We start from the raw sequence: 25691 nt of genomic DNA on the forward strand, positions 1-25691 counted from the left end.
GCGGGCTCAGCGCCCGTGGTGGGCGAGCAGCGCGTGGGCCGAGTCGGCGCCGGTCGCGGGCTCGGTGTGGACGACCGCCGCGGTCAGGCGCGGAACCCGGTGCACCAGCGCGTGTTCCACGTCGTGGGCGAGCAGGTGGGCTCGTTCGACGGTGAGCGCGGGATCGACGGCCACGGCCAGCTCGGCGTGCAGGCTGTGGCCGATCCAGCGCATCCGCACCCGGTCGACGCCCCGCACGCCGGCGACTCCGGCGGCGGCCTGCTCGGCCAGGTCCACGGTGCGCGGGTCGACCGCGTCCATCAGCCGGTGCAGGACCTGCTTGGCCGCGTCGCGCAGCACGAACAGGATGGCCGCGGTGATGGCCAGGCCGATGATCGGATCCGCCAGCGGGAAGCCCAGCGCGACCCCGGCGGCGCCGAGAACCACTGCCAGCGAGGTGAACCCGTCGGTGCGTGCGTGCAGCCCGTCGGCGACCAGCGCCGCCGAACCGATCCGCCGTCCCACGGCGATCCGCCAGCGCGCCACGATCTCGTTGCCCGCGAACCCGATCAGCCCCGCCGCCGCGACGACCCACAGGTGCTGCACCGGGCGCGGCTCGACCAGCCGGAGCACGGCCTCGTACCCGGCGAAGGTGGCCGAGGCGGCGATGATGAGCACCACCACGACCCCGGCGAGATCCTCGGCCCGGCCCAGACCGTAGGTGTAGCGGCGGGTCGCCACCCGGCGGCCCAGCAGGAACGCGATGCCCACCGGCAGCGCGGTGAGCGCGTCGGCGAAGTTGTGGATCGTGTCGCCCAGCAGCGCCACCGAGTGCGTGTGCAGCACCAGCACGAGCTGCGCGATCGCGGTGACCAGCAGCGCGGCGAACGACCACACCAGGGTCCGCACGCCCCGCCTGCTGGTCTCCAGCGCCGAGTCGAACCGGTCGGCGCTGTCGTGACCGTGCGGCGTGACGGCGTGCTTGAGGTGGTGCCACCAGCGTCGCCGGACGTGCCCATGCCCGTGGCCGTGCCCGGTGGAGTCGTGCGCCATGTGCTCGTCACCTTCGCTCGCGTGCCGTCGGCTTGCCAGGATGCCCTGGTCGGGGGCAACATGCAAGCATGCGCGCGCACGACGACATGGCAACAGCCACCGATTCGCAGCAACCCGGCGACGCCAGGTTCGCGGTGGCGGCCGACGTCCTGCGCCACCTCGCCGACCCGACCCGGCTGCACCTGCTGCGGCTGCTGACGACCGAGCAGGACGTCAGCACGCTCACCGACCAGGTCGCCGCGTCGCGCTCCTCGGTCTCGCAGCACCTCGGCAGGCTGCGCCTGGCCGGGCTCGTCCAGTCCCGCCGCGAGGGGCGCCGCATGCTCTACCGCATCGCCAGCGATCACCTCGCCGCCCTGGTCGCCGAGTCCCTGGAATTCGCCGACCACGCGGTCCGCGGAATACCGCACCACCACGTCGAACGCCGGTGAGGGCGCCCCGCGGAACCCCTCGTGGAGGGAAAGCCTCCGCATAGCAACGCGTTTGACCCCTCCAGGGGTCGGTGGTCAGCGTCACCCGCGGCGCTCGGATCCGGCGGGAGCGCACGTCACGGAGTTGCGCCGGGGGCGGGGAGGTCGCCCGTCCGGATCCGCGCATTGACCCGTCCGGGCTACGGATCTTAGGTTTGCCTCGCCTTATGATCGGCGAGGAGGGGTGCTGATGCGATCACGATTTACGTTGCGGCACCGGGACTTTCGATCCGCGCGAGGTGTCCGATGAGGAAGGGGATCGGTTTCGACTCGGCGCTGACCGCGATCGCGCCGGCGGTCTGGGGCAGCACCTACCTGGTGGCCACCGAGCTCCTCCCGCCCGGGAGGCCGCTGCTGGCCTCCGCGGTGCGCGCGCTCCCCGCGGGGCTGGTGCTCCTGGCCGCGGGCCGGACGCTGCCGCGAGGTGCGTGGTGGTGGCGTGCGCTGGTCCTGGGGACGCTCAACATCGGCGCGTTCTTCTACCTGCTGTTCGTGGCCGCCTACCACCTGCCGGGCGGTGTTGCGGCGCTCGTGGTCGCGACCCAGCCGATGCTCGTGCTGGGGCTGTCGGCGGTGCTGCTCAAGAGCGGGGTCCGCCCGGTCCAGGTGGGCGCCTGCGCGCTCGGTGCCGCCGGGGTGGCGATGCTGGTCCTGACCCCGCGCGCCGGGGTCGACCTGATCGGTGTCCTCAGCGGACTCGGCGGTGCGGCGTGCATGGCCTCGGGGATCGTGCTCACCAAGCGGTGGGGGCGTCCGGACGGGGTGAACCTGCTGACCTTCACCGGGTGGCAGCTGGCCGTCGGCGGCCTGCTGCTGCTCCCGATGACGTTGCTGGTGGAAGGGCTTCCCCAGGACGTCTCGGCGGAGAACCTGGCCGGATTCGCCTACCTCAGCCTGATCGGGGCGCTGCTCGCCTACGCGCTGTGGTTCCGGGGCATCGAGAGGCTGCCCGCCGTCGCGGTGTCGTTCCTGGGATTCGCCAGTCCGCTGGCCGCCGCCGCGCTCGGTTACGCGGTGCTCGGTCAGGAGCTGTCGCCGCTGCAACTCCTCGGTGCGCTGGCGGTGATCGCCTCCGTGGTGCTCGCGCAACCCCGGCAGGCGCCCGCGCCGCAGCCGCCCGACCCCGCCTCCCGCCCGTCCGCACCGACGCGATGACGCACTTCCCAGCGAGGACGACCGTGGAAACAACCCTGTCCCCGCCGCGCGCGCACGACGCGCTCGCGGGATTCTTCCTGCCCAGCCTGCTGGAGCAGCAGGCGCTCTCCAGGCCCGACGCGATCGCGGTCGAGAGCGAGCGCGAACGGCTGACCTACCGCGACCTGCACGGGCGCAGCGCCCGGCTGGCCGACGACCTGCGCGACGCCGGCGTGGCGCCCGACGACTGCGTCGGGCTGTTCGTCGACCCCTCCCCGGACCTGGTGGGCGGGGTGTGGGGAATCCTGTCCGCGGGCGGCGCCTACCTGCCGCTGTCGCCGGAGTACCCCGAGGAACGGCTGCGCTACATGCTCGCCGACAGCGGCGCGCAGGTGGTCGTCGCCCAGGAGCACCTCGCCGCCCGGCTCGCCGAGCTCGCCCCGCCCGGCATCCGGGTGATCACCCCGAACACCACCGGGAGCGGTGCGGTCGGAGGTGGGGTGCCGCCGCGCCCCGAGGGTCTGGCGTACGTCATCTACACCTCGGGCAGCACCGGCCGACCGAAGGGCGTGCTCATCGAGCACCGCAGCATCGCCTCCCAGATGCGGTGGTTGCACGCCTTCGGCCACCTCGGTGCGGAGGCCTCGGTGCTGCAGAAGACCCCGATGAGCTTCGACGCCGCGCAGTGGGAGATCCTCGCGCCCGCCTTCGGCGCCCGGGTCGTGCTGGGCGCACCCGGGATCCACCGGGACCCGGATGCGCTGATCGACGCGATCAACGCGCACCAGGTGACCACGCTGCAGTGCGTGCCGACCCTGCTGCAGGCGCTGCTCGACACCGAGCGGTTCGGCACCTGCACGTCGCTGCGCCGCGTGTTCTCCGGCGGTGAGGCCCTGTCCCGGCCGCTGGCGCGGCAGGTGACCGACGAACTGCCCTGGGTGTCGCTGATCAACCTCTACGGGCCCACCGAGTGCACCATCAACGCCACCGCGCACCTCGTCGACCCGGCCGAGATCGGGGACGGGACGGGTGCGGTCCCGATCGGCGTCCCGGTGGACAACACCCAGTGCTTCATCCTGGACGAGAACGGCTCTCCCGCCGACATCGGCGAAACCGGCGAGCTCCACGTCGGCGGCGTCCAGCTCGCGCGCGGCTACCTGGGTCGCCCGGAGCAGACCGCGGAGAAGTTCGTCCCGTCGCCGTTCGTGCCCACCGAACGGCTGTACCGCACCGGGGATCTGGCGCACTGGAACCCCGACGGCAGCATCCAGTTCTGCGGCCGGGCCGACAACCAGGTCAAGCTGCGCGGTCACCGGGTCGAGCTCGACGAGATCGCCCTGGGCATCGCCGAGCACGCGTGGGTGCGGCAGGCGGCGGCGATCGTCACCGACGACCCGCGCACCGGGTTCCAGAACCTGATCGCCTGCGTCGAGCTCAACCCGCGCGAGGCGACGGTGATGGACCAGGGCAACGAAGGGGCCCACCACCGGTCCAAGTCCAACAAGCTGCAGGTCAAGGCCCAGCTGTCCAACCCGGGGGTCCGCGGGCCCGAGGAGCTGCGGGGCAGGCCCGTCGTGGGGCTTCCGGGTAAGCAGGAGACCGCGCACCAGCGGCGCGAGACCTTCGCCCGCAAGACCTACCGCTTCTACGAGGGCGGCGAGGTCACCCGCGCGGACATCGAGGCGCTGCTGCGGACTTCGCCGCGCCCGGAGCGCTCCCGCGGCCTCGACGAACCCGGCCTGGCCGAGTGGGGTGAGATCCTGCGGTGGTTCGGGCAGTTCCACAGCCCGGAGCGGTTGCTGCCGAAGTACTCCTACGCCTCGCCCGGGGCGCTCTACGCCACCCAGCTTTACGTGGAGATCACCGGCCTCGACGCCGTGGACCCCGGCGTGTACTACTACCACCCGGTCGATCACGTCCTGGTGCGCGTCGCCGAGCGGTCCGAGACGCGCGAACCGACGTTCCGGCTGCACTTCGCGGGCCGGACCAGCGCGATCGAACCGGTCTACGCCAACAACGTCCGGGAAGTGCTCGAATTCGAAACCGGCCACATGCTCGGCGTTCTCGAAGAGGTCCTGCCCGGTCACGGACTCGACGTCCGGGCCGGCGGGCACCAACCGTCCATCATGGACGAAATCGGTGCGGCCGATGCCGACCACTACCTCGGCACCTTCGAGATCCGGCCGAACGACGGCACCCGGCGCCCGAACGCCACCGAGCTCTACGTCCAGGCGAACCCCGGCCGCGTCGACGGGCTGCCCGCCGGGCAGTACCGCTGGACCGGTGCGGAACTGCTGCGGATCTCCGACGAGCTCGTGCAGGCCCGGCACGTGATCGCCATCAACCAGGCGGTCCACGACAGGTCGAGCTTCGGCATCACCGCGGTGAGCCGGGCCGAGGACGACCGGCTGGAGTACGTCGACCTCGGCGCCACCCTGCACCGGCTGCAGCGCAACGACCTCGGGCTCGGGTTCATGTCCTCCGGCTACAGCTCGAAGACGGGCCATCCGCTGGCGGCCGCGCGACGGGTCGACGAGATCCTGGCCTCCTGCGGGATCGAACCGGGCGCGTCGTACTTCTTCCTCGGCGGCAAGACCAGCGAGCGGCAACGGCGCAGCGAGGGCATGCACGAGGACGCCGTGCACATGCGAGGTCCCGCCGAGATCGTCAAGGACGACCTCGCGCGGTTGCTCCCCGACTACATGCTGCCGAACCGGGTGCTGGTGCTCGACCGGTTACCGCTGACCGCCAACGGCAAGGTCGACACCCGGGCGCTGGCCGGGTCGAGCGAGGTGCGCGAGGCCGAAGCCGCGCCGTACGTCGCCCCGGCCACCGACGTCGAGCGGCGGCTGGCCGGGTTGTGGGGCGAGGCCCTGAAGTACGAGGACGTGTCGACCCGGGACGAGTTCTTCGCCGCGGGCGGCAACTCGCTGATCGCCGTGACCCTGGTGAACAGGATCAACCGCGAGTTCGGCACCGAGCTGCCGCTGCAGGTCCTGTTCGTGCACCCCGAGCTCGCCGAGCTGGCGACGCGCATCGCCGACGATTCCCCGGTCGAGTCCTCGCGCCTGGTGCGGTTGCACGACGGCGGGAACGATCGGCCGGTGCACTGCTGGCCCGGACTGGGCGGCTACCCGATGAACCTGCGCGCGCTGGCCCGCGAATCCGGCCTCGGCGGACCGTTCTACGGAGTGCAGGCGCACGGCATCAACGCAGGTGAAGAGCCCTACGAGACGATCAGCGGGATGGCCGCCGCGGACCTGGCCGAGATCCGGCGGGAGCAGTCGGCCGGGCCGTACCGGTTGTGGGGGTACTCCTTCGGCGCGCGCGTGGCCTTCGAGGCCGCGTGGCAGCTGGAGCAGCAGGGCGAGCAGGTCGAGCACCTGATGCTCATCTGCCCGGGCAACCCGGAGGTCGCCGGGACGACCGACGGTGCGAGGGCGGCCTCGTACTCCGACACCACGTACCTGACGATCCTGTTTTCGGTGTTCGCCGGGACGATCAGCGGTCCGGACCTGGACCGCTGCCTGGCGGAGGTCGAGGGCGAGGACGACTTCGTGGCGTTCGTCCACGAGCGGTACCCGAGCCTGGACGAGGACGTGATCCGGCGGATCACGCGGATCGTGGAGCGGACCTACGAGTTCGATTACACCTTCCACGAGCTGGCCGAGAGGAGCGTCAGCGCACCGGTGACGCTGTTCAAGGCCGTCGGCGACGACTACTCGTTTATCGAGGGCAGCACCGGCTACTCGGCCGAGCCGCCCGGGGTGGTCGAGCTCGGCGGTGACCACTACGCGGTGCTCGGGGAGCAGGGGGTCGCCGAGCTCGCCGCCGCTCTGCGGGCCGCGCACGCCCGGCAGCGCTGACGGCTAACGTCGCAACCACCACATCGAGAACGAGGAGCGAGCGATGCCGCACGTGAACGTCAAGTTCTTCCCGAAAGAGGTCAGCGAGGAGCAGAAGCGGGGGCTGGCCGAGTCGATCACCGCTGCGCTGATCGAGCACCTGGGCACCCGCGACGGGGCCGTGTCGATCAGTCTGGAACCGGTCGAGAAGGACGTCTGGAACGACACCGTCGTGCAGCCCGAGATCGCCGGGCGGCCCGACCTGCTGATCAAGCGCCCGGACTACCTCTGAGGCCGTCCAGCAGCAGGTGGACGTAGGTGTCGGCGACCTCGTCGGCCGCGGCGTCGGTGCTGCCGCGGATCCAGTTGCTGACGCCGTTGAGCATGTCGAGCAGGCCCAGCGCGGCGAGCTTCGGGTTCATCTCCCGGAACTCGCCGCTGCGCATCCCCGCGGCGAGCACGTCGCGCACCCGCTGGTTGTAGTGCTGCAGGTACCGGTCGATCTCGGCGCGGTGCTCGGCGGTCAGCGAGGTGCGCTCGTGCTGGCCGACGCGGTACTCGACGCGGCGGTGCAGCAGGTGCCGGATGTGGGCGCGGATCAGCTCGGTCAGCCGCTCGGTCGGGGTGCCCGCCGCGTCGAGCAGCGGCAGGGTCTCCTCGACCGGTTCGCGGGTCACCGACAGGCAGATCGCGTAGAGGATCTCCTCCTTGGCGGGGAAGTGGTGGTAGAGGCTGGCGCCCCGGATGCCGACCGCCTCGGCGATGTCGCGCATCCCGACGTTGCCGTAGCCCTGCTCGGCGAAGATCCGAGCGGCGGCGGTGACGATGTCGGCGCGCCGCTGCGAGGTGCGCTGCTTGCGCCCGGCCGTTCCCTGCACGCCGCCCAGTCTCGCACCCGCCCGCGCCGGGCCGGTCATCGCGCCGCCACCTCCTCGTCGCGCTCCACCAGGAACTCGTCGAGGTCGGCTCGGCGGGTCATCCGCCAGTAGTCCACGATCCGCCACGGCATCGTGGAGACGACCCGGCCGGCCGCGTTGCGGTACCAGTTGGTCATGCCCGGGTGGGTCCACAGCATCCGCGAGTGCGCCTCGTCGTGGTCCTGGGTGTAGGCCGCCTCGACCTCGGGCCGGACCTCCGCGGAGCGCAGGTTCCGCTCGGCCATCGCGGTGAGCACGTCGACGATGTAGCGGACCTGGCACTCGGCGATGGTGATGAAGCTGCCGCCGTGCCCCAGGGCGGTGCCGGGGCCGCAGGTGAGGAACAGGTTCGGGAAGCCCGGAACGGTGATCCCCAGGTGCGCGCGGGCGTTCTCCGGTCCCCAGACCTCGGCCAGCGACAGGCCCGAACGCCCCCGGACGTCGATCGGCCACAGGAACCGGTGGGTGTGGAAACCGGTGGCCAGCACGATGACGTCGGCGGTCACCTCGGTGCCGTCGCTGCCGCGCAGGCCCGTCGGGGTGATCTCGGCGACGCCCTCGGTGATGAGCTCGACGTGCTCGCGGCGCAGCGTCCGGTACCAGCCGTTGTCCAGCAGCATCCGCTTGCCGAACGGCGGGTAGTCGGGCAGCGCCTTGGCGATGAGGTCCGGGCGTCCGTCCAGTTCGGACTCGATGTAGCGGGTGAACACCCGGCGGTGGCCGTCGTTGGCGGCGTTGACCGAGCGCTCCGGGTGCTCCCAGTCAGGGTCGACCTGCAGCGTCGGGTGGACGCGGTCGTTGAAGTTCCACGCCAGCCGCGCCCGGTACCAGACCCGGTAGAACGGCACCCGGTCCATGAGCAGGTGCACCGCGTCGTCGACCTCGCTGAAGTAGACGTCGTTCGGCGCGATCCACTGCGGCGAGCGCTGGAACACCGCCAGCGAGGCGACGTCGTCGGCGATCGCGGGCACCACCTGCATCGCGCTGGCCCCGGCGCCCACCACGGCCACCCGCTTGCCGCGCAGGTCCACGTCGGACGGCCAGTCGGCGGTGTGGAAGATCCTGCCCCGGAACGAGTTCAGACCGTCGATGTCGGGGACCTTCGGTCGGTTGAGCGCTCCGGTGGCGCTGATCAGGACCCGCGCGGTGAGCTCCTGGCCGTCGGCGGTGCGCACCGTCCAGGTCGCGGTGGTCTCGTCGTAGGCGGCGTCGGTGACCTCGGTGCCGAACCGGGTGACCGCGCGCAGGTCGTGGCGCTCGGCGACGTCGCGCAGGTAGTGCCAGACCTCGTCGCGCTTGCCGAAGTGGGTGCGCCAGGGGCGCGGCTCGAACGAGTACGAGTACAGGTGGCTGGGGGTGTCGACCCCGGCTCCGGGGTAGGCGTTCTCGTACCAGGTCCCGCCGACGTCGGGGTTCTTCTCCAGCACGACGTGCTCGACACCGGCCTCGGCGAGCTTGATCGCGGCCAGCATCCCGGACACGCCCGCGCCGATGATGATGGCGTCGATGTCCTTCGGGGCAGCGGATTTGGACTCCGTCGGGGCGAAACCCATGTCCTCGGCCAGCATCTCGGCGTACTCGGGCGAGGCGGGCTCGCCGTTGGCGAGCTCCAGCAGCGCGCGCAGCGCTTCGCCCGTGGGGGCGGGGACCGCGGCCGGTGTCCCGGACTCGTGCGCCAGGACGGCGTCGAGCGCGGCGCTCCGGATCTCGGCGGCCACCTCGGGGGTGAAGCCGCCGGAGTCGTTGTCGTCCATGCCGCGGCTGCGGGTGGGCCGGTAGGGCTCGCGCAGCCAGCGGTCGTCGCCGGTGAGCTGGAACAGGACCGGGACCAGCGACGGCAGGTTCGCGCGCTCCAGCGCCCCGGCCAGCCCGCTGCGGTCGTCGACGGTCATGCGTCCCCCTAGCCTGTCCACTGTTAGGCAATCAGTCTTGCCACGTCCGCCCCTCTCACGTCAACAGCGGGTCGTTCGTCCACTTATCCGCGCACCTCAGGGTCTTGACTTGTGCGGTGAGTCACAGCACCATCAGGCCCCGGACCTAACAGCGGATAGGCGAGGAGTTGGCGATGGAGCTGACCGAGGCGATGCGCACCGTGGGGACCTGCCGGTACTTCGCACCGGACCCCGTCCCCGACGAGGTGCTGCACCAGGCGTTCGACGCCGCCCGATTCGGCCCGCAGGGCGGCAACCGCCAGCCGGTGCGCTGGATCGTCGTCCGCGACCCGCAGCGCAAGCAGGCGCTGGCCGACCTGTACCTGCCGATGTGGAAGGCCTACCTCGGCGGCATCGGCGACGGTTCGGTCAACGTCGGGGCCATGCCCAAGGCGGTCCGCGACGCCGACCACTTCGCCGAGCACCTCGCCGAGGTTCCCGCGATCGTCGTGGTCTGCGCCGAGATCGACGGGCTGCACCCCACCGATCTGGAGCTGGACCGGCTGTCGGTGGTCGGCGGGGCGTCGATCTACCCGACCATGCAGAACTTCTGCCTGGCGCTGCGCGACCAGGGCGTCGCCTCGGCCGTCACCACGCTGCTCTGCCACGCCGAACCCGAGGTCCGCGCGCTGCTGGAGATCCCGGACGGGGTGCTCACCGCCGCGCACGTCGCCGTCGGCTACCCGCAGAAGCGGTTCCCCACCAAGCTCACCCGCAGCCCGGTGGAGGACATCGTCGCCTCCGAGACCTACACCCGGCCCTACTTCGCCGCCTCCGCGGTGTGAACGGGCGAGCTCAACCCCGAAGGGACCTGCCGTGGCCGAACTCGCCGCTCACCACCGCACCGCGCTGGGCCGCGCCACCATCGGCGACCAGCTCCGCCGCCACGCCCGCACCCAGCCCCGCAAGGTCGCCCTCGTCTCCTACGGCGCCGACGGCACCCGGGCGGAGACGACCTACGCCGAGCTGAACGAGCGGGCCGACCGCTACGCGCAGTTCTTCCTCGCGCGCGGCATCGAGCGCGGCGGCCGGATCGCCTCGATGGCGCGCAACGGCGTCGAGGTGGTCGCCGCGTACTACGGAGCGCTCAAGGTCGGTGCCGCGTTCACCGGCATCAACCCGCTCTACCGCGAGGCCGAGGTCGCCCACCAGCTCGGGCACAGCAAGGCCGAGATCGTGCTGGCCGGGACCGAGTTCGGCGAGGTCGTGGCCGCGGTCCGGCCGGACGGGGTCGAGCAGTTCGGCTACGGCCCGGAACTCGACGCGCTGCTGGCCGAACACCCCGCCGAAGAGCCGGAGGTCGAGCTCGACGAGAACGACGTCGCGCTCATCGTCTACACCTCCGGCACCGAGGCCGCGCCCAAGGGCGTGCTCATCCCGCACCGCAACTACCTCGCCTCCACCGCCCCGGCCTGGGGCTGGGGACTGGACACCGGGCCCGGCGACACGTGGCTGTTCGTGATGCCCTTCCACACGATCGCCGGGCTCGGCTCGATGACGAGCCTGACGCTGATGGGCGCGACGCTGGTGCTGCCCGCGACCGTCGAGCCCGACGCGGCGCTGCGGATCATCCAGCGGGAGCGGGTCACGGTCATCGCCCAGACGCCGACGTTCTACATCGCGCTCAGCGGGCGCGACGGCTTCGGCCCGGACGCGGTCGGCAGCGTGCGCCGGTGCATGACCTACGGCGGGCAGATCCCGCCGCACGTCATCGACGCCTGGGCGGCCGCCGCTCCGGAGGTCCTGTGGGGCACCTACTGGGGTCAGTCGGAGCTCTCGCAGCTGGGCACCGTCGGGTTCTTCCGGACCCTCGACGACATCCCCGGCGGCGACCCGTCCTGGATCGGGAAACCGGTGACGCACCTGGAGATCCGGGTGGTCGACGCCGAGGACGCCGATGCCGAGATCGGGGAGCTGATCTGCCGCACGCCCTCGGTCATGCTCGGTTACCTCGACGATCCCGAGCGGACCGCGGAGGTCTTCCGCGGCGGGTGGGTGCGCACCGGCGACATGGTGCGCGTCGACGCCGACGGGAACCTGTTCTTCCACGACCGGCTCAAGGACATGATCAAGACCGGCGGGATGAACGTCTCCTCGCAGGAGGTGGAGCGCGCGCTCTACGAGCACGCCGGGGTGCAGCGCGCCGCAGTGGTCGGCGTGCCCGATCCGTACTGGTCGGAGGCCGTGACCGCGTTCGTCGTCGCGCAACCCGGCCGGGACCTCGCGGCGGACGAGCTCACCGAGCACTGCAGGCGGCTGCTGGCCGGCTACAAGGTCCCGAAGGAGGTCCACCTGGTGGACGAGCTTCCCCTGGACCCGCAGGGCAAGATCCTCAAGCGCCGGCTCCGCTCGCTCCAGAACTCCTAGCGGGCGGCGGGGGCCTCGGTGAACAGCTGCGGGGCGATCTCGGTGCCCTCGGCGAAGTTCTGCTCGACCTCGGCCTTCTCCTCGGCGTTGGGGAGGTCGTTGGCGCAGTCGGTGCCCGCGCTGGCGCCCGACATCAGGTCCTCGCACACGCCGGTGCGGTTGTCCGGAAGGCCGAGGATGTGGCCGATCTCGTGGGTGGCGATGCGGGGGATGTGGTGGCCCTCGTTGACGGCCTCGCGGCCCATCCACACCGTGCCTGCGCCCAGCGAGTCGGTCTGGGCGCGGGGCCAGCCGTCGTCGGCGAGGACCACGAGGTCGGCCTGACCGTCGGTGGCCTTCTCGAACTTCACGTTGGCGACCTGCTCGTTCCAGGTGGCGGTGGCCTCGTCGATGGCGGCCTGGAACTCCGCGGCCTGGCTGGCGTCGTAGGTGACCACGTGCGGTGCGGCGGTGTCGCCGACGGCGGCACCGGCCAGCGGCGCACCCGTGACCAGCAGCAACGCCGTCGCCGCACCGGCGAGCGCGGTGGACGTGGAAAACCTGGGCATCTCGGCTCCTCACTCTCGTCGTCGCCCGCCGGGGTGTGGCTGGCGACGACGGCGAGGCTAGGCACGATCCCCACCCGGATCCGGACACTGGCGGATAACCGCCAGGTCAGCTGCTCTCACCGTCCGAAGTGGATCCCGGCTTTCCCGGTGGTCGCCCCTGGACGGTTTTTCCTCGAATCACCCGTGATCAACATCCCTTTTGTCCGGTCAATTCGAGGAAAAACCGTCCCCTGGTGACGATCGAGCGCCCCGCGACCACCACTCCGGAGGGTTAGTAGCGGCGGTCTATCACCGAGTTGTTGTAGGCGTACCAGCGGATGTAGCCGCGTTCGAAGTTGTTCTGGCGGCCGCCGGAGACCGAGAACTCGCCCGTCGTCGGGTAGCCGAGGTAGGAGCGTTCCCAGCCCAGGGCCGCCCAGCGCTCCCGGATCCGGCCGTAGACCTCGTGCGACCAGGTGCGGGGAGTCCAGTAGATCGACGCCGCCTTGCTGAAGTGGTTGTAGCGGCCGACGCCGTCGGGCGTGATGCTCTCGTCGGTGGTCGGGTATCCCGTCGGCCCGGTCTCCCAGCCGATCCGGCTCCACAGGTCGCGGATCGCGCCCCAGATGCCGTGCGCCCCGGTCTGCGGCGTCCAGTAGATCGAGGACGCCTTGCTGAAGTGGTTGAACCGCCCCACGCGGTCAGGCGTGCCGGTCTCGTCGGTCGTGGGGTACCCGATCGGACCGGTCTCCCAGCCGAGCCGGGCCCACTGCGCGCGGATCGCGCCCCACACGGCGTGCGAGCCGGTGTTCGCCGTCCAGTACACCGAAGCGCCGTAGGCGAAGTGGTTGTAGCGGCCCGCTCCGTCCGGTGTGGACGTCTCGTCGGTCGTCGGGGCGCCGAAGAACGCGTGCCCGCCGCGTTCCAGGTACTTGGCGAGGTTCCCGGCGTGCACCTCGTGCACCCCGGTCTCCTTGGTCCAGTACAGCCGGCCGCCCGCGTAGGTGCGGTAGTGCACCGGGCCGTCGGTGATCTCCGGTCCCGTCGGCGCGCCCAGCAGCCCGCGCACCCCGGGATCGCTGTTGTAGCGCTGGTCGATCGGCGACAGGTACTCGGCGTTGAGCGTCTGATCGGCGGGACCCATCGTGATGAACCGGGACCGCTCGGTCGGCCCGTCGGACCACCGCGAGAAGGTTGAGCCGCCGTCGGTGGCCGTGGCCGCGGCCAGCACGTCGAGCTGCGCGCCCTCGGTGACCTTCGCCGAGCTCGCGCCTCCCTCGACCGGGATCTGCAGCACCGCGGGCACGTTGCTGGTCAAGGTCAGCAGGTGCTCCCGGGGCAGCGCGGTGTAGGTGGATTTGGTCGTCACGCCCTCGGAATCGGTTGCGGTGGCGGTGAATTCCATCCGCGCGTCCGGGTGGTCGGTGAACGTCGTGTCCAGCACCGGGCCCTGCGCGCCGTCGCCCGGGTGGTCGTGGCAGGTGGTGGCCTCCGGGCAGTGCACCACCGAGCTCGTCCACGCGACCTCCAGCGGACCGTCCTCGGCGTCGGTGGCCTGGGCCGACAGCGAGATCGGGTCGCCCACGGCGAAGTCCGCCTGCGGGGGCGGGGTGAGCGTCAGCTCGGGGGAGTGGTTGGACGGGGCGACGACGATGTCGGTGCTGCCGGTCGCGTCGAACGGGTCGCGGACCGTCAACCGGGCGGTGAACCGCGGTGTTCCCGGCGCGTAGGTGTGGGTGACGTGCACGCCCGATCCGGTGGTGCCGTCGCCGAAGTCCCACTCGTAGCGCAGGGGGTCGCCGTCGAAGTCGACCGAGCCGGACCCGTCGAAGGTGACCGTGCGGGTGGCCGGATCGGTGGTGGTCGTGGCCGACGCGACCGGGGCGCTGTTGGCCGACGAGTAGCTGAGCCGCCGGAGCGCGCCGCTGTAGATGTCGGCGTAGACCAGATCGCCGTTCGGGGCGGCCTCGAACTTCACCGGACCGCCGATCCCGGTGCCCAGCGGCGGGCTCTGCGGCGGCTGCACGAGGTTGCCCTGCGAGTCCAGCCGCATGCTCCACAGCTTGCTCTGGCTGTAGTCGCCGAAGAAGTACGCGCCGCGGTAGGCCTCCGGGTAGTTCTGCCCCTGGTAGACGATTCCGCCGGTGACGCTGTTGCCCTGGTCGGTGCCGCTGCCGTGCTGGTACTCCCAGACAGGGGGAGTGTTGGCGACGTTGGCGCACTCGGGCCGGTCGGCGTAGCCCGGCGCCGGGTGGTTGCCCTCCCAGCACGGCCACTTGTAGTTCTGCCCCGGCCGCACCGCGTCGACCTCCTCCCAGGTGCCGTAGCCGACGTCGCCGACGAGCGGCGTGCCGGTGGTGGGGTCCAGCGACAGCCGGAACGGGCTGCGGAAACCGCTGGCGTACACGCGGCTTCGCCACGAACTCGGGTTGGCCGGTTGGTAGAAGGGGTTGTTCGGCACGCCGCGTCCGTCCGGCGTGATGTGCATGATCTTGCCCGCCGGGGAGTCCGGGTTGAACGTCTGGAACGCCGCCGGATCGGTGAAGCGGAAGCTCGCCAGGTCCCCGATCGACACCCACAGCGTGCCGTCCGGCGCGGCGACGATGCCGGTGATGGCGTGGACGTCGGAGAAGCTCTTGGTCTCGAAGATCACCTGCTCGTCGGCGAGCCCGGTCGGCTCCGCGCCGCCGGTGACCGTCCAGCGCGCGAGCCGCAGCAGGAAACCGTCCGCCGCATCCGGCACGGCCCGCGCCAGGTAGATGTGGCGCGAGGTCGCGTAGTCGGGCGCGGCGGCGACGCCGACCAGGCCGAGGTCCTGCACGGTGTCCACCGGCAGCTGGCCGAGCGTGTTGACCTTCCCGCTGGTCGACACCCACGCGACCTTGCCGCGCTTCCCGGTGGTCAGGGTGCTGTTGTCGGGCAGGTACGTGAAGTCGGTGAGGTCGTAGGCCGCCTGCCCGCTGGGCTGATCGCGCACCACGAACCCCGGCGGCAGCGACGGGGCGGCGGAGGCGACCGGAGCCGGTGCGACCAGCAACCCGGCCACCAGCAAGGCCAGCGCGGACAGCACCGCGCAGGACTTCTTGCGATCTACGTCGATCATCACCGTCACCTCGACCAAGCCGGGAACCAAGCAACTGTGGCTCCATCGCGCCAATTCCAACCAGGGACCAAGTGCCCTGAGAGGAACGGCTTTTCGGGCCTGAACCGCCGAAGTGCGAAGGGCTTCTTCCGGTTTCCGCCGTCGCGGTCACGCGGCGTTACACGACATCGCTGGAGTGTGACAACCGGCACGTGGCCAGGCGTGTGGTGCGGCATCGATCTTCGGGAGATCGTAGGCTGTTCAGCCTGCCGCGCGTGGGTCGTTCGGAGCACGCGCCGGAGACGACAGGAGAGGGATACCGTGGGCACACGTAGTTCGAGGACCGCGCAGCCGGCGAAACGGCGGACGCGGTGACGCTGACCACGGCACGGGAATCCCTGCAGGAGACCTCGACCAGCGCTGTCTACTGGTCGGACCCCACCTCCGACCGCCGCACCCTGATCGACGTCCTGCACGCCACGGCCCGGCGCCACCCCGACGCCGCCGCGATCGACGACGGCACCGGGGCGCTGACCTACCGCCGACTCACCGGCGAGATCGAGGCCGTGCGCCGCCGTCTCGCCGACAGCGGCATCGGCGCAGGTGACAGGGTCGGCATCCGCATCCCCTCCGGCACCGCCGAGCTCTACGTCTCGATCCTGGGCGTGCTGGCCGCGGGCGCGGCCTACGTGCCCGTCGACGCCGACGACCCCGACGACCGCGCCGAGCTCGTGTTCACCGAAGCCGACGTGTGCGCCGTCCTGACCGGCGGGAACGCCCTCGACCTGCGCCGCACGCCGGGCGGCGACCGGCGCGCGCCCACCCCCGACGACGACGCGTGGATCATCTTCACCTCCGGGTCCACCGGCAAGCCCAAGGGCGTGGCCGTCAGCCACGCCTCGGCCGCGGCTTTCGTCGACGCCGAAGCCCGCCTGTTCCTCGCCGACGAACCCATCGGGCCCGGTGACCGGGTGCTGGCCGGGCTGTCGGTGGCCTTCGACGCCTCCTGCGAGGAGATGTGGCTGGCGTGGCGGCACGGCGGCTGCCTGGTGCCCGCGCCCCGCGCGCTCGTGCGCACCGGCGTCGACCTCGGCCCCTGGCTGGTCGCCCAGCGCATCACCGTCGTCTCCACCGTGCCCACCCTCGCCGCGCTGTGGCCGGTCGAAGCCCTCGAAGACGTGCGGCTGCTCATCCTCGGCGGCGAGGCCTGCTCCCAGGAGCTCGCCGAACGCCTCGACGTCGAAGGACGCGAGGTCTGGAACACCTACGGGCCCACCGAGGCCACCGTCGTGGCCTGCGCCGCCCAGCTCAGCGCCGACGAGGAGGTCCGCATCGGCCTGCCGCTGGCGGGCTGGCGGCTCGCCGTCGTCGACGAGGCCGGGCAGCCCGTCGGCATGGGCGAGACCGGTGAGCTCGTCATCGGCGGCGCGGGCCTGGCCCGCTACCTCGACACCGCCAAGGACGCCGAGAAGTTCGCCCCGCTGCCCTCCCTGGGCTGGGACCGCGCTTACCGCAGCGGCGACGTGGTGCGCGCCGAACCCGAGGGCCTGCTGTTCGTCGGCCGCGCCGACGAGCAGGTCAAGCTCGGCGGGCGGCGGATCGAGCTCGGCGAGGTCGACGCGGCGCTGGCCGCGCTGCCGCACGTCGCCGGGGCGGCCGCCGCCGTGCAGACCACCGCCGCGGGCAACCAGGTCCTCGTCGGCTACGTCGTGCCCAGCGGCGCGGAGTTCGACCACGACGCCTCCGTGCGGCAGCTGCAGGAACGCCTGCCCGCCGCGCTGGTGCCGCTGCTGGCCGCCATCGACGACCTGCCGACCCGCACGTCCGGCAAGGTCGACCGCGCAGCCCTGCCCTGGCCGCTGCCCAACACCGGCCCCGGCGGAACCCTGTCGGCCACCGAGTCGTGGCTGGCGGAGGGCTGGGCGGAGATCCTCGGCGTCGAGGTCGCCGACCCGGCCGCCGACTTCTTCGCCCACGGCGGCGGCAGCCTCACCGCCGCGCAGCTCATCGCCCGCATCCGCACGCGCCACCCGCAGGTGTCGGTCGCCGACATCTACCAGGAGCCCACGCTCGGCGGGCTCGCCGCGCACCTCGACGCGCTGGACGCCGCCACCGACAACCCGCAGCACGAGGTCACCCCGACTCCGCGCCGCACCGGGCTGCTGCAGCTGCTCATCCTGCTGCCGATGCTCTCGCTGGTCGGGTTGCGCTGGCTGACCGCGCTCGCCGCCCTCGGCAACGTCCTGACCTGGATCGGTGCCGTGGACTTCCTGCCCGCGGTGCCCTGGTGGTGGATCGCCGGGGCGTGGGCGGTGCTGTTCACCCCGGCCGGTCGCATCACGATCTCGGCCGTGGGCGCCCGCTTCCTGCTCGACGGGGTGCGGCCCGGCAGCTACCCGCGCGGCGGCAGCGTCCACTTGAGACTGTGGACGGCGCAGCAGCTCGCCGAGTTCTCCGGCGCCACCGGCGTTTCCGGCGCGTCGTGGACCGCGTTCTACGCGCGTGCGCTGGGCGCCCAGGTCGCCGACGACGTCGACCTGCACACACCGCCGCCGATCACCGGACTGCTCAAGATCGGCAAGGGCGCGGCCGTGGAACCCGAGGTGGACCTCTCCGGCTACTGGGTCGACGGCGACCAGGTCAGGATCGGCAAGATCCGCATCGGCGCAGGCTCTCGCGTCGGCGCGCGCAGCACCCTGCTGCCCGGCGCGCGCATCGGCAAGCGCGCCGAGATCGCCGCCGGATCCACCGTGCACGGCTCGGTGCCCGCCGGTCAGCGCTGGTCCGGGTCCCCGGCCAGTCGCGTCGCCAGGTCCACCCAGGACTGGCCGACCAGCCGCCCGCCGCGGTCGCGGACCTGGGTGGCGCTCTACGGCCTGTCGTCGATGCTGCTCGGCGTGCTGCCGGTCCTGGCAGCGGCTCCGGGCGTCGTCCTGCTCGCCCGCGCCCTGACCGGGTCGCCGGACCTGAGCACCGCGCTGCTGCGGGTGCTGCCGGTGGTGCCGCTGGCGAGCATCACCTACTTCCTCAGCTACGCGCTGCTGGTGCTGGTGAGCGTGCGCGCGCTGAGCATCGGGCTGCGCGAGGGCTACCACCCCGTTCACGGCCGCGTCGCCTGGCAGGCGTGGACCACCGAGCGGCTGATGGACATGGCGCGGGTGGGCCTGTTCCCGCTCTACGCCAGCCTCATCACACCGGTGTGGCTGCGGCTGCTGGGCGCCAAGGTCGGCCGCGACGTGGAGGCCTCCACGGTGCTGGCGCTGCCGAAGATGACCAACGTCGCCGACGGCGCGTTCCTCGCCGACGACACGATGGTCGCCGCCTACGAGCTCGGCGGCGGCTGGCTGCACGTGGCGCCCGCGCGCATCGGCAAGCAGGCGTTCCTCGGCAACTCGGGCATGACCGCCGCCGGACGCCGGGTGCCCAAGCGCGGCCTGGTCGGCGTGCTGTCCTCGACACCGCGCAAGGCCAAGAAGGGCTCGTCGTGGCTGGGCATGCCGCCGATGCCGCTGCGCCGCTCGGTCGACGGCGGTGACCGCAGCCGCACCTTCGCGCCACCGCTGCGGCTCAAGATCGCCCGCGCGGTCGTCGAGCTGTTCCGCATCGTGCCGGTGATGGTGAGCGTCGCGCTGTCGGTGCTGGTGCTGTTCGCGCTCGCGCAGCTGCACGCGAGCCTCGGCCTGCTCGGCGCCGCGCTGCTGGCCGGACCGGTGGTGCTGGGCGCCGGGCTGCTCGCCTGCCTCGTGGCCACCGCCGTGAAGTGGTTGCTGATCGGGCGCTACCGGGACGGCGAGCGCCCGCTGTGGTGCTCGTTCGTGTGGCGCACCGAGCTCGCCGACATGTTCGTCGAGGTCCTGGCCGTGCCGTGGCTGATCGGTTCCGCCGCGGGCACCCCGCTGCTGACGCTGTGGCAGCGAAGCATGGGCGCCGAGATCGGCCGCGGCGTGTGGCTGGAGACCTACTGGCTGCCCGAGGCCGACCTGGTGCGCCTCGGCGACGGCGCGACCGTCAACCGCGGCTGCGTCGTGCAGACCCACCTGTTCCACGACCGCGTCATGCGGCTGGACGAGGTGAGCCTGGAGGCCGGCGCTACGCTGGGGCCGCACGGGATCGTGCTGCCCGGCGCGAGCATCGGATCCGACACCACCATCGGCCCCGGCTCGCTGGTGACCCGCGGCGACGAGGTTCCGGCCCGCACCCGCTGGCTCGGCAACCCGATCACGGTCTGGACGAACGGGAAGGGACGCGATCGTTGAGCACTGCTCCGGCACCGGGTGCGGATCGATCGACCGACTCCTACCTGCCCGAGCACGGCAACGGCGGCTACCGCGTCACCCACTACGACCTCGACCTGGACTACCAGGTGGGGCCCAACCGGCTCGGCGGGCACGCCCGCATCGCGGCCACCGCGACGCAGCCCCTGCTGCGGTTCAGCCTCGACCTCGGTGACCTGCGGGTGCGCCGCGTCCAGGTCGACGGCAAGCCCGCGAAGTACACCCACAGCGGCGGCAAGCTGCGCATCCGCCCGCAGCGGCCGATCGCCGACGGCGCCCGGTTCCGGGTGGAGGTCCGGTACTCGGGCACCCCGGCGCCGATCAGCGGCCGCTGGGGCGAGATCGGGTGGGAGGAGCTGACCGAGGGCTCGATGGTCGCCGCCCAGCCGATCGGCGCGCCGTCGTGGTTCCCGTGCAACGACCACCCGGCCGACAAGGCCACCTACCGGGTCTCGTTCACCACCGCATCGCCGTTCTCGGTGCAGGTGACCGGGAACCCGCGGTCGCAGAAGCGGGGCGGCAGCACCACCACGCACGTCTTCGAGCGGCCCGAACCGACCTCGACGTACCTGATGAGCGTGCAGGTCGGCCTGTACGACGAGGTGGAGCTGGGCTCCGGCGAGGTGCCGCAGCGCGCGGCGATCCCGGCGCGGCTGGCCGGGGCGTTCGCCCACGACTTCGGCCGCCACGGCGAGATCATGGACTTCCTGCGGGAGCTGTTCGGCCCGTACCCGTTCGGCGAGTACGTCGTGGTGGTCACCGACGACGACCTGGACGACCCGGTCGAGGCCCAGGGCATTTCGATCTTCGGCGCGAACCACGTCGACGGGCGGCGCACCCACGAACGCCTCGTCGTGCACGAGCTCGCGCACCAGTGGTGCGGCAACAGCGTCGGTCTCGCCGACTGGCGGCACATCTGGCTCAACGAGGGCTTCGCGACCTACGCCGAGTGGCTCTGGTCGGAGCGCTCGGGCGGTCCGACCGCCCAGCAGCACGCGGCGGACTGGCACGCCCGGATCGCCGGTGACCTGGTCATCGCCGACCCGGGCGTGGACCGGATGTTCGACCCCCAGGTCTACAAGCGCGGCGCGATCACCCTGCACGCGCTCCGCCACGAGCTCGGTGACCGGCCGTTCTTCGCGCTCCTGCACCGCTGGGCCACCGACCACCGCCACGGCACGGTGTCCACATCGGACTTCACCGCCCTCGCCGCGGAGTTCGGCGTCCCCGGCGGCTTCTTCACCGCGTGGCTGCACGAGGAGGAGCTCCCGCCGCTGCCCGCCTGATCCGGCCTGCGACCAGCGGCGATCGGGGCCGAGCGGTCGTGCGCCGCTCGGCCCCGATGGTCCCGGACGCGTCAGACGCGGTCGGCGGCGATGAGCAGGTACTGGAAGCTGCCGGAGGTGTAGGCGTCGATGAAGGTCTGCTCGATCCCGGTCGCCAGCGGGGACTTCGCCCGCAGCCGCCAGTAGGGCAGCGTCATCTCGGTCATGTCGACCACCTCGGTGGGCACCAGCCTGTTCGCGGTCATGGCGCGGAAGTAGTTGGAGCGCGGGTGGATGTCGCAGATGTAGTGCGCGTTGATGGTGGACACGGCCCGCGAGGGCAGGCCGTAGACGTCGTTGTAGCAGCCGGTGATCGTCACGTAGCGGCCGCCGCGCGCAAGCAACCGGGCGTGCTCGGCGAACAGGTCGTGCAGGTCCACGTACATCGTGGACTCGTTGTTCCAGATCGCCTGCATGCACCCGGTTTCGAAGCCGGTGTCGAGCATGTTCTTCAGGTGGAACGCGACCTTGCCCTCGACCTCGCGCTCCTTCGCCTGCTCGGTGGCGAACTCGACCTGCTTGCGGGAGATCGAGATGCCGTCGACCTGGCAGCCGAACCGGTCGTGCGCCATGAAGGAGGAACCGCCGCGCCCGCACCCGGCGTCCATGATCCGCTGGTCCGGCCGCACCTCGCCGAGGTGGTCGAGCAGGAACACGGCCTGCCGGGTCTCCAAGCGGTGCAGTTCCCGGGTGGTTCGTTCGCGCGCGGTGCCCGGATCGCCTTCCACGACCGACCAGTCCGGCTCACCGATGCCGTAGTGGTGGTGGAAGTAGCCGTCGACCTCGCCGAGCTCGATGTTGACCGGGTTGGCCTCCCTGTTCCAGTAGTCCGCGACACTGCCCTGGTAGTGGCTGGCGACCGAGGTGTTCGTGCTCATGTGGGCCTAGTCCTTCCTGGTTACGCGGTGTGGCGTGCGGTGGTGAAGTGCCAGTGCCTGCATCCGGCGATCCACGCCCACAGACCGGTCAGGTAGCGGGCCACCGTCGGATCGGGGAGGGCGCTGGTGGTGCGTTCGGTGTCGGCCTCGAATTCCTGGATCAGCTCGTTGTGGATCTCGCAGGACTTGACGAACGCTTCGTCGAGCGGGATGTGCTCCTCGGCCTGGATCACGGCGGGGAGGTTGAACGGCAGCCCGGGACCGCGGATCTCCCGCTCGCAGGAGGCCAGGTCGTTGTGCAGCGTGGCGATCAGCGAAGCGCGAGCGGTGCAGTCCTGGACCAGGGGATGGGCGTAGAGCTCCGGCGGGAGCTCGTAGCCGTCGAGCATGTCGGTGAGCGCGAGGCACGGCCGGAACGAGTTCATCTGCCGGTTGGCCAGGTACTGCCAGGCCGGGGGCAGCCGGTTGATCAGCCGCCACCCGTTCTCGGCGTTGTAGCCGAGGTAGAGCTGGGCGATGTCGTGCGTGGTGCGCCGCGCCTGGGCGGGCGTGCTGAACCTCTTGAGGTCGTTGAAGGCGTCGTGCTGGGCTCTGAGCACCGGGTCGTCGTCGCGGCGCTTGTCCCACTGCGCCTGGTGGGTGCCGGTCAGGCACGGCGCGTCGATCGCGGACTGGGCCATCGAGAGGTTCGGTCCGATCTGCTGGTCGTCGGCGGCGCGGCGGCTGTTGGTCTCGCAGTAGTAGTCGTCCACCACGGTCTCGGCGATGATCATCTTGGTCGCCGCGGTCATCCGCTCGACGTCGTCGCCGCCCGGGTGGCAGAGCGTGATCCCGCGCCCCGGATCGTGGTCGTGGACGCCGGCGACGTTCTCCTCGGAAGCCAGCCCCATCTCGGTCATCCAGACGATGACCCGGCGGTTGAGCTCCGCGGCCAGCTCTGGCCGTTCGGGCGGTGTTGGCGGGCAGTACAACGGCGTCGTCCTCGGCTGCGCCCCCGGCGGGGTGCACGCGCTGGTGCCCCACACACCGTCGGTGTGCTGCTGCCGGGAGGGCACCGGTGTGTCGTGCTGGACGAGCTCGATCACAGCGGCTCCTCCCGTCCGATCTCCACGTGCTCCAGCAGGCCGACCGCGTCCGGGACCAGCGGAGCGACGCTGTAGTAGGCGGTGACCAGGTAGCGGGCGATGGCCTGCTCGGTGATGCCCATGAACCGCACGTTCAACCCCGGCTGCACCTCGTCGGGCAGCGGCCCCGGCTGCAGGCCCACGACGCCCTGCCTGCGCGCACCGCGCCGCATCGCGATGATCGTCGAGGTGTTGTGCTCGGTGACGCCGATCTTGCCCAGCGGGTACACCGGAACACCGCGCCAGGTGAGGGCTTTCGAACCGTCGTCGAGCTCGGTGGCGTTGACGATCAGGCCGCGGCGGTTGCACTCGCGCAGGAACGCCGTGATCGCCTTGGGGTGCGCGAAGAAGGCGTCGGTGGAGCGCCGCATGGACAGCAGGTCGTCCATGTCGTCCGGGGTGGGCGGCCCGCCGCGGGTGGAGATCCGCTGGTCGAAGGCCGTGTTGTGGAGCAACCCGAAGTCGTGGTTGTGCACCAGCTCGTGCTCCTGGGTCTCGCGGATCTCCTCGATGGCGAGCCGGATCTGCTCCTCGGTCTGGTTCATCGGGTCGTTGTAGAGGTCGGCGACCCTGGTGTGGACCTGCAGGACCGTCTGCGTCAGCGACAGGCCGTACTCCCTGGGGGCCAGCTCGTAGTCGACGAAGCTCCCGGGCAGACCGACCTCGCCCGCGTGGCCGGCGGAGACCGCGACCTCGGCCTCGCCCTTGCGGTTCTGCGGGAGGTCCCGCCGCCGGGCGAACTCCGCGAGGTGCGCGCTCAGCCCCGGTGCGTTGGCGCGCAGTTCCACCAGGGCGTTCCAGCTCAGCACCAGGACCGTGCCCGCGGTGGCGCAGCGCAGCGTGGTCGACCAGGTCGGCTCCTCGGTGCCGAGCGCTTCGTCACCGGCATGCGTGCCATCGGTGATCACGCCCAACTTGTCGACCGTCCCGTACTCGCCCGTCGCGAGCCGCTCGACCCGGCCGTGCGCGACGATGAACACCTCCCGGACGGGAGCACCCTCCTCCGCGAGGACGTCGCCCGGCGCGACCGCTCGCGTGGTGAACGACCGGGCGATGCGCTCCAGCACGTCCACATCGGAATAACCCCGGAGCGGCGGCAGTTCGACCAGCGTCTCCGGGATGACGCGGACGTCGGTTCCCTCTTGGACGAACGAGACGCGCCCGCGGCCGACCTTGTGCTGCAGGCGCCGGTTCACCCGGTAGGTGCCGCCTTCGACGGTCTCCCAGGGGAGCTGGTTGAGCAGGTGCCGCGAGCTGATGGATTGCATCTGCGGCGGGGTCTTGGTCGTGGTCGCCAGCAGCCGGGCCGCTTCGGTCTGCAACGATGAGAATTGGTCCTCTGGGGGTGCAGTCACGTCACGAACCTTTCGTCGGTGAACTCGACCGCGCGGTTTCCGAGCGTCCGAGGCGTGGTCCGGGCGCGCGGCGACGAGATCGTCGATGTCGTTCTGCGGAGGTGGAAATCGCTGATGCGTGGATGAAAGTGGTTCACCGGAGGTGAGTTCGACGCGCGGGAACGCAGTGCTCTCCCGCGGAATCGTTCTCCTCTTGGGCAGCTGTGAGTTTAGGGCAGTGAATTTCGCGCCAGTACAGATAAATGTGTGACCGCCATCCGGGGAGTGTCCACAGTGGCGCGAATCGATTCGCGGAGACGTTCTCCGGAGAAGTTGAAAGCGGTGGTGCCGGGGCGAATTCTCGACGCCCTCGGTGACCACCTCCCCGGTCAGCCGGGTTGGAGGGTGCGGGGGAGGACGAGCTCCCCGGTGGCGCGTCCGTGCCGGTCGAGGATCCAGCCCATGCGCTTGCGGGTCCGCAGCGTCAGCACCGACTCGGACAGGCGCAGCCACGGGAGCTTCTCGTTCACCGAGCGCTCGACGCGCATGAGGTCGCCGGAGGAGCGCGCCCACAGCAGGAACATCAGGTTCGACTGGCCGGCCGTGGACACCAGCAGCCGCAGCTCGGGCAGCGTCGACAGCGAGCGGACCGTGTGGTCCAGGTCGGTCATCGGGACCTGCGCGAACCACGTGCACACGATCGGCCAGCGGCTGCGCAGTCCGGCGACCTCGCAGCGGAACGCCAGGGCGTCGGTGGCCAGCAGCCTGGCGACCTGCCTGCGCACCGTCGCCGGATCGCGGCCCAGCGCGCGGGCGATCTCGGCCGCGTTCTGCCTGCCGTCCTGCGCCAGCCGCTGCACCACCGGCCAGTACGAGTCCGGGATCCGCCCCCGCGCGGGACTTTCGGCGTGGCGGGCGGCGTCGCGCAGCGCGGCCTGCTGCTCGCGGTCGAGGGCGTCGAGGCGCCAGTCCGAACCCTGCCGGTGCACCTTGGTGGCCACGTGCGTGTTCACCTCGCGCACGCCCGGGGTGGTCGGCAGGTCGTCGAGGGTGAACGCGGCCAGCGAGTCGTAGTCCGGGACGATCACGGTCAGCACCAGGTCGCGGCCCCCGGCGGTCTCCTCGACGGAGACCGCTCGCGGATCGCGGGAGAGGCGCTCGATGGCCTCGGGCCGGTGGATCGGGTCCACCCGCAGGTCCACGAACGCCACCACGTCCCGCGACTGCTCGCCGGAGTGCACCGTCACCCACGCCAGGCCCGCCGCGCGCAGCCGCTGCCACCGGGCGGCCAGCGCCGTCGGCGACGAATCCAGCACGCGCGCGGCCTCGGCCCAGCTCACGCGCGGCGCGATCTGCAGCGCGTGGATCAGCGCGAGGTCCTCTTCTGCCAGCTCGGGCGCACGGGAACGCACGAATCACCTCTCCGGACGGCGGTCGTTGCACGAATCCTG

17 protein-coding genes are annotated in these 25691 nt (G+C 71.5%); 8 read left to right on the forward strand and 9 right to left on the reverse strand.

The features are described 5' to 3' along the window. Positions 1-6 precede the first annotated feature (6 nt). Complete coding sequence (locus QFW96_RS17340) at positions 7-1032, reverse strand: cation diffusion facilitator family transporter (protein WP_281456709.1); 1026 nt, start codon at positions 1030-1032, stop codon at positions 7-9. A gap of 68 nt (positions 1033-1100) precedes the next feature. Here QFW96_RS17340 and QFW96_RS17345 point away from each other — a divergent pair, with 68 nt between their 5' ends. From QFW96_RS17345 to pptA, 4 genes are all read left to right on the forward strand, one after another. Then, entirely contained in the window at positions 1101-1463 is a 363-nt protein-coding gene (locus QFW96_RS17345) for an ArsR/SmtB family transcription factor (protein WP_281456710.1), read from the forward strand. Positions 1464-1748: 285 nt separating this feature from the next. Further along, positions 1749-2657 (forward strand): EamA family transporter, encoded by a 909-nt coding sequence (locus tag QFW96_RS17350; RefSeq protein ID WP_281456711.1) that lies wholly within the window; start codon positions 1749-1751, stop codon positions 2655-2657. A 23-nt stretch (positions 2658-2680) separates the two neighbouring features. Then, complete coding sequence (locus QFW96_RS17355; protein WP_281456712.1) at positions 2681-6502, forward strand: non-ribosomal peptide synthetase family protein; 3822 nt, start codon at positions 2681-2683, stop codon at positions 6500-6502. A gap of 43 nt (positions 6503-6545) precedes the next feature. After that, complete coding sequence (pptA, locus tag QFW96_RS17360; protein ID WP_281456713.1) at positions 6546-6773, forward strand: tautomerase PptA; 228 nt, start codon at positions 6546-6548, stop codon at positions 6771-6773. Here the strand turns inward: pptA and QFW96_RS17365 are convergent. Next, positions 6751-7398: a TetR/AcrR family transcriptional regulator gene (locus QFW96_RS17365; RefSeq protein WP_281456714.1), complete on the reverse strand. Its 648-nt coding sequence runs from the start codon at positions 7396-7398 to the stop codon at positions 6751-6753. The two genes, pptA and QFW96_RS17365, sit on opposite strands and share 23 nt — an antisense overlap. After that, a complete protein-coding gene (locus QFW96_RS17370) occupies positions 7395-9290 on the reverse strand; it encodes a flavin-containing monooxygenase (protein WP_281456715.1) in 1896 nt (631 codons plus the stop codon). Before QFW96_RS17370 ends, QFW96_RS17365 begins: the two co-directional genes overlap by 4 nt. A 173-nt stretch (positions 9291-9463) precedes the next feature. On the opposite strand from QFW96_RS17370, the gene QFW96_RS17375 reads away from it, so the two are divergent. Further along, a complete protein-coding gene (locus QFW96_RS17375) occupies positions 9464-10114 on the forward strand; it encodes a nitroreductase family protein (protein ID WP_281456716.1) in 651 nt (216 codons plus the stop codon). A gap of 31 nt (positions 10115-10145) precedes the next feature. Next, a complete protein-coding gene (locus QFW96_RS17380; protein WP_281456717.1) occupies positions 10146-11696 on the forward strand; it encodes a class I adenylate-forming enzyme family protein in 1551 nt (516 codons plus the stop codon). Here QFW96_RS17380 and QFW96_RS17385 read toward each other — a convergent pair. Then, positions 11693-12244, reverse strand: coding sequence for a snapalysin family zinc-dependent metalloprotease (locus tag QFW96_RS17385; protein ID WP_281456718.1), 552 nt, complete (start codon positions 12242-12244; stop codon positions 11693-11695). The two genes, QFW96_RS17380 and QFW96_RS17385, sit on opposite strands and share 4 nt — an antisense overlap. Before the next feature lie 271 nt (positions 12245-12515). Continuing rightward, positions 12516-15326 carry a PQQ-dependent sugar dehydrogenase gene (locus QFW96_RS17390; RefSeq protein WP_281456719.1) on the reverse strand — a complete coding sequence of 937 codons (2811 nt, stop codon included), beginning with the start codon at positions 15324-15326 and terminating at the stop codon, positions 12516-12518. Positions 15327-15676: 350 nt separating this feature from the next. Between QFW96_RS17390 and QFW96_RS17395 the strand changes: the two genes are divergently transcribed. Continuing rightward, positions 15677-19561 (forward strand): Pls/PosA family non-ribosomal peptide synthetase, encoded by a 3885-nt coding sequence (locus tag QFW96_RS17395; protein WP_281456720.1) that lies wholly within the window; start codon positions 15677-15679, stop codon positions 19559-19561. After that, positions 19558-20865 (forward strand): M1 family metallopeptidase, encoded by a 1308-nt coding sequence (locus QFW96_RS17400; protein WP_281456721.1) that lies wholly within the window; start codon positions 19558-19560, stop codon positions 20863-20865. Before QFW96_RS17395 ends, QFW96_RS17400 begins: the two co-directional genes overlap by 4 nt. A gap of 71 nt (positions 20866-20936) precedes the next feature. Here QFW96_RS17400 and QFW96_RS17405 read toward each other — a convergent pair whose 3' ends face one another. The 4 genes from QFW96_RS17405 to QFW96_RS17420 form a co-directional block, all read right to left on the reverse strand. Further along, the gene (locus QFW96_RS17405) at positions 20937-21782 is read right to left on the reverse strand and encodes a geranyl diphosphate 2-C-methyltransferase (protein WP_281456722.1); all 846 of its coding nucleotides are present in this window, start codon (positions 21780-21782) and stop codon (positions 20937-20939) included. 20 nt (positions 21783-21802) lie between these two features. Further along, positions 21803-22867 carry a family 2 encapsulin nanocompartment cargo protein terpene cyclase gene (locus tag QFW96_RS17410; RefSeq protein ID WP_281456723.1) on the reverse strand — a complete coding sequence of 355 codons (1065 nt, stop codon included), beginning with the start codon at positions 22865-22867 and terminating at the stop codon, positions 21803-21805. Beyond that, on the reverse strand, positions 22864-24228 hold the full coding sequence (locus QFW96_RS17415) for a family 2B encapsulin nanocompartment shell protein (RefSeq protein ID WP_281456724.1): 1365 nt from the start codon (positions 24226-24228) through the stop codon (positions 22864-22866). The genes QFW96_RS17410 and QFW96_RS17415 overlap by 4 nt, the downstream gene beginning before the upstream one ends. A 401-nt stretch (positions 24229-24629) precedes the next feature. Next, positions 24630-25652, reverse strand: coding sequence for an Lrp/AsnC family transcriptional regulator (locus tag QFW96_RS17420; protein WP_281456725.1), 1023 nt, complete (start codon positions 25650-25652; stop codon positions 24630-24632). Between the last annotated feature and the right edge of the window lie 39 nt (positions 25653-25691).

Origin of the sequence: Saccharopolyspora ipomoeae (assembly GCF_029952525.1) — a bacterium.
Lineage (GTDB): Bacteria > Actinomycetota > Actinomycetes > Mycobacteriales > Pseudonocardiaceae > Saccharopolyspora > Saccharopolyspora ipomoeae.

What these genes read in the sequence shown, in the direction of transcription:
- QFW96_RS17340 (WP_281456709.1), bottom strand. Translation starts at nt 1,032, where the DNA reads ATGGCGCACGACTCCACCGGGCACGGCCACGGGCATGGGCACGTCCGG.
- QFW96_RS17345 (WP_281456710.1), top strand. Translation starts at nt 1,101, where the DNA reads ATGCGCGCGCACGACGACATGGCAACAGCCACCGATTCGCAGCAACCC.
- QFW96_RS17350 (WP_281456711.1), top strand. Translation starts at nt 1,749, where the DNA reads ATGAGGAAGGGGATCGGTTTCGACTCGGCGCTGACCGCGATCGCGCCG.
- pptA (WP_281456713.1), top strand. Translation starts at nt 6,546, where the DNA reads ATGCCGCACGTGAACGTCAAGTTCTTCCCGAAAGAGGTCAGCGAGGAG.
- QFW96_RS17365 (WP_281456714.1), bottom strand. Translation starts at nt 7,398, where the DNA reads ATGACCGGCCCGGCGCGGGCGGGTGCGAGACTGGGCGGCGTGCAGGGA.
- QFW96_RS17370 (WP_281456715.1), bottom strand. Translation starts at nt 9,290, where the DNA reads ATGACCGTCGACGACCGCAGCGGGCTGGCCGGGGCGCTGGAGCGCGCG.
- QFW96_RS17375 (WP_281456716.1), top strand. Translation starts at nt 9,464, where the DNA reads ATGGAGCTGACCGAGGCGATGCGCACCGTGGGGACCTGCCGGTACTTC.
- QFW96_RS17385 (WP_281456718.1), bottom strand. Translation starts at nt 12,244, where the DNA reads ATGCCCAGGTTTTCCACGTCCACCGCGCTCGCCGGTGCGGCGACGGCG.
- QFW96_RS17390 (WP_281456719.1), bottom strand. Translation starts at nt 15,326, where the DNA reads ATGATCGACGTAGATCGCAAGAAGTCCTGCGCGGTGCTGTCCGCGCTG.
- QFW96_RS17405 (WP_281456722.1), bottom strand. Translation starts at nt 21,782, where the DNA reads ATGAGCACGAACACCTCGGTCGCCAGCCACTACCAGGGCAGTGTCGCG.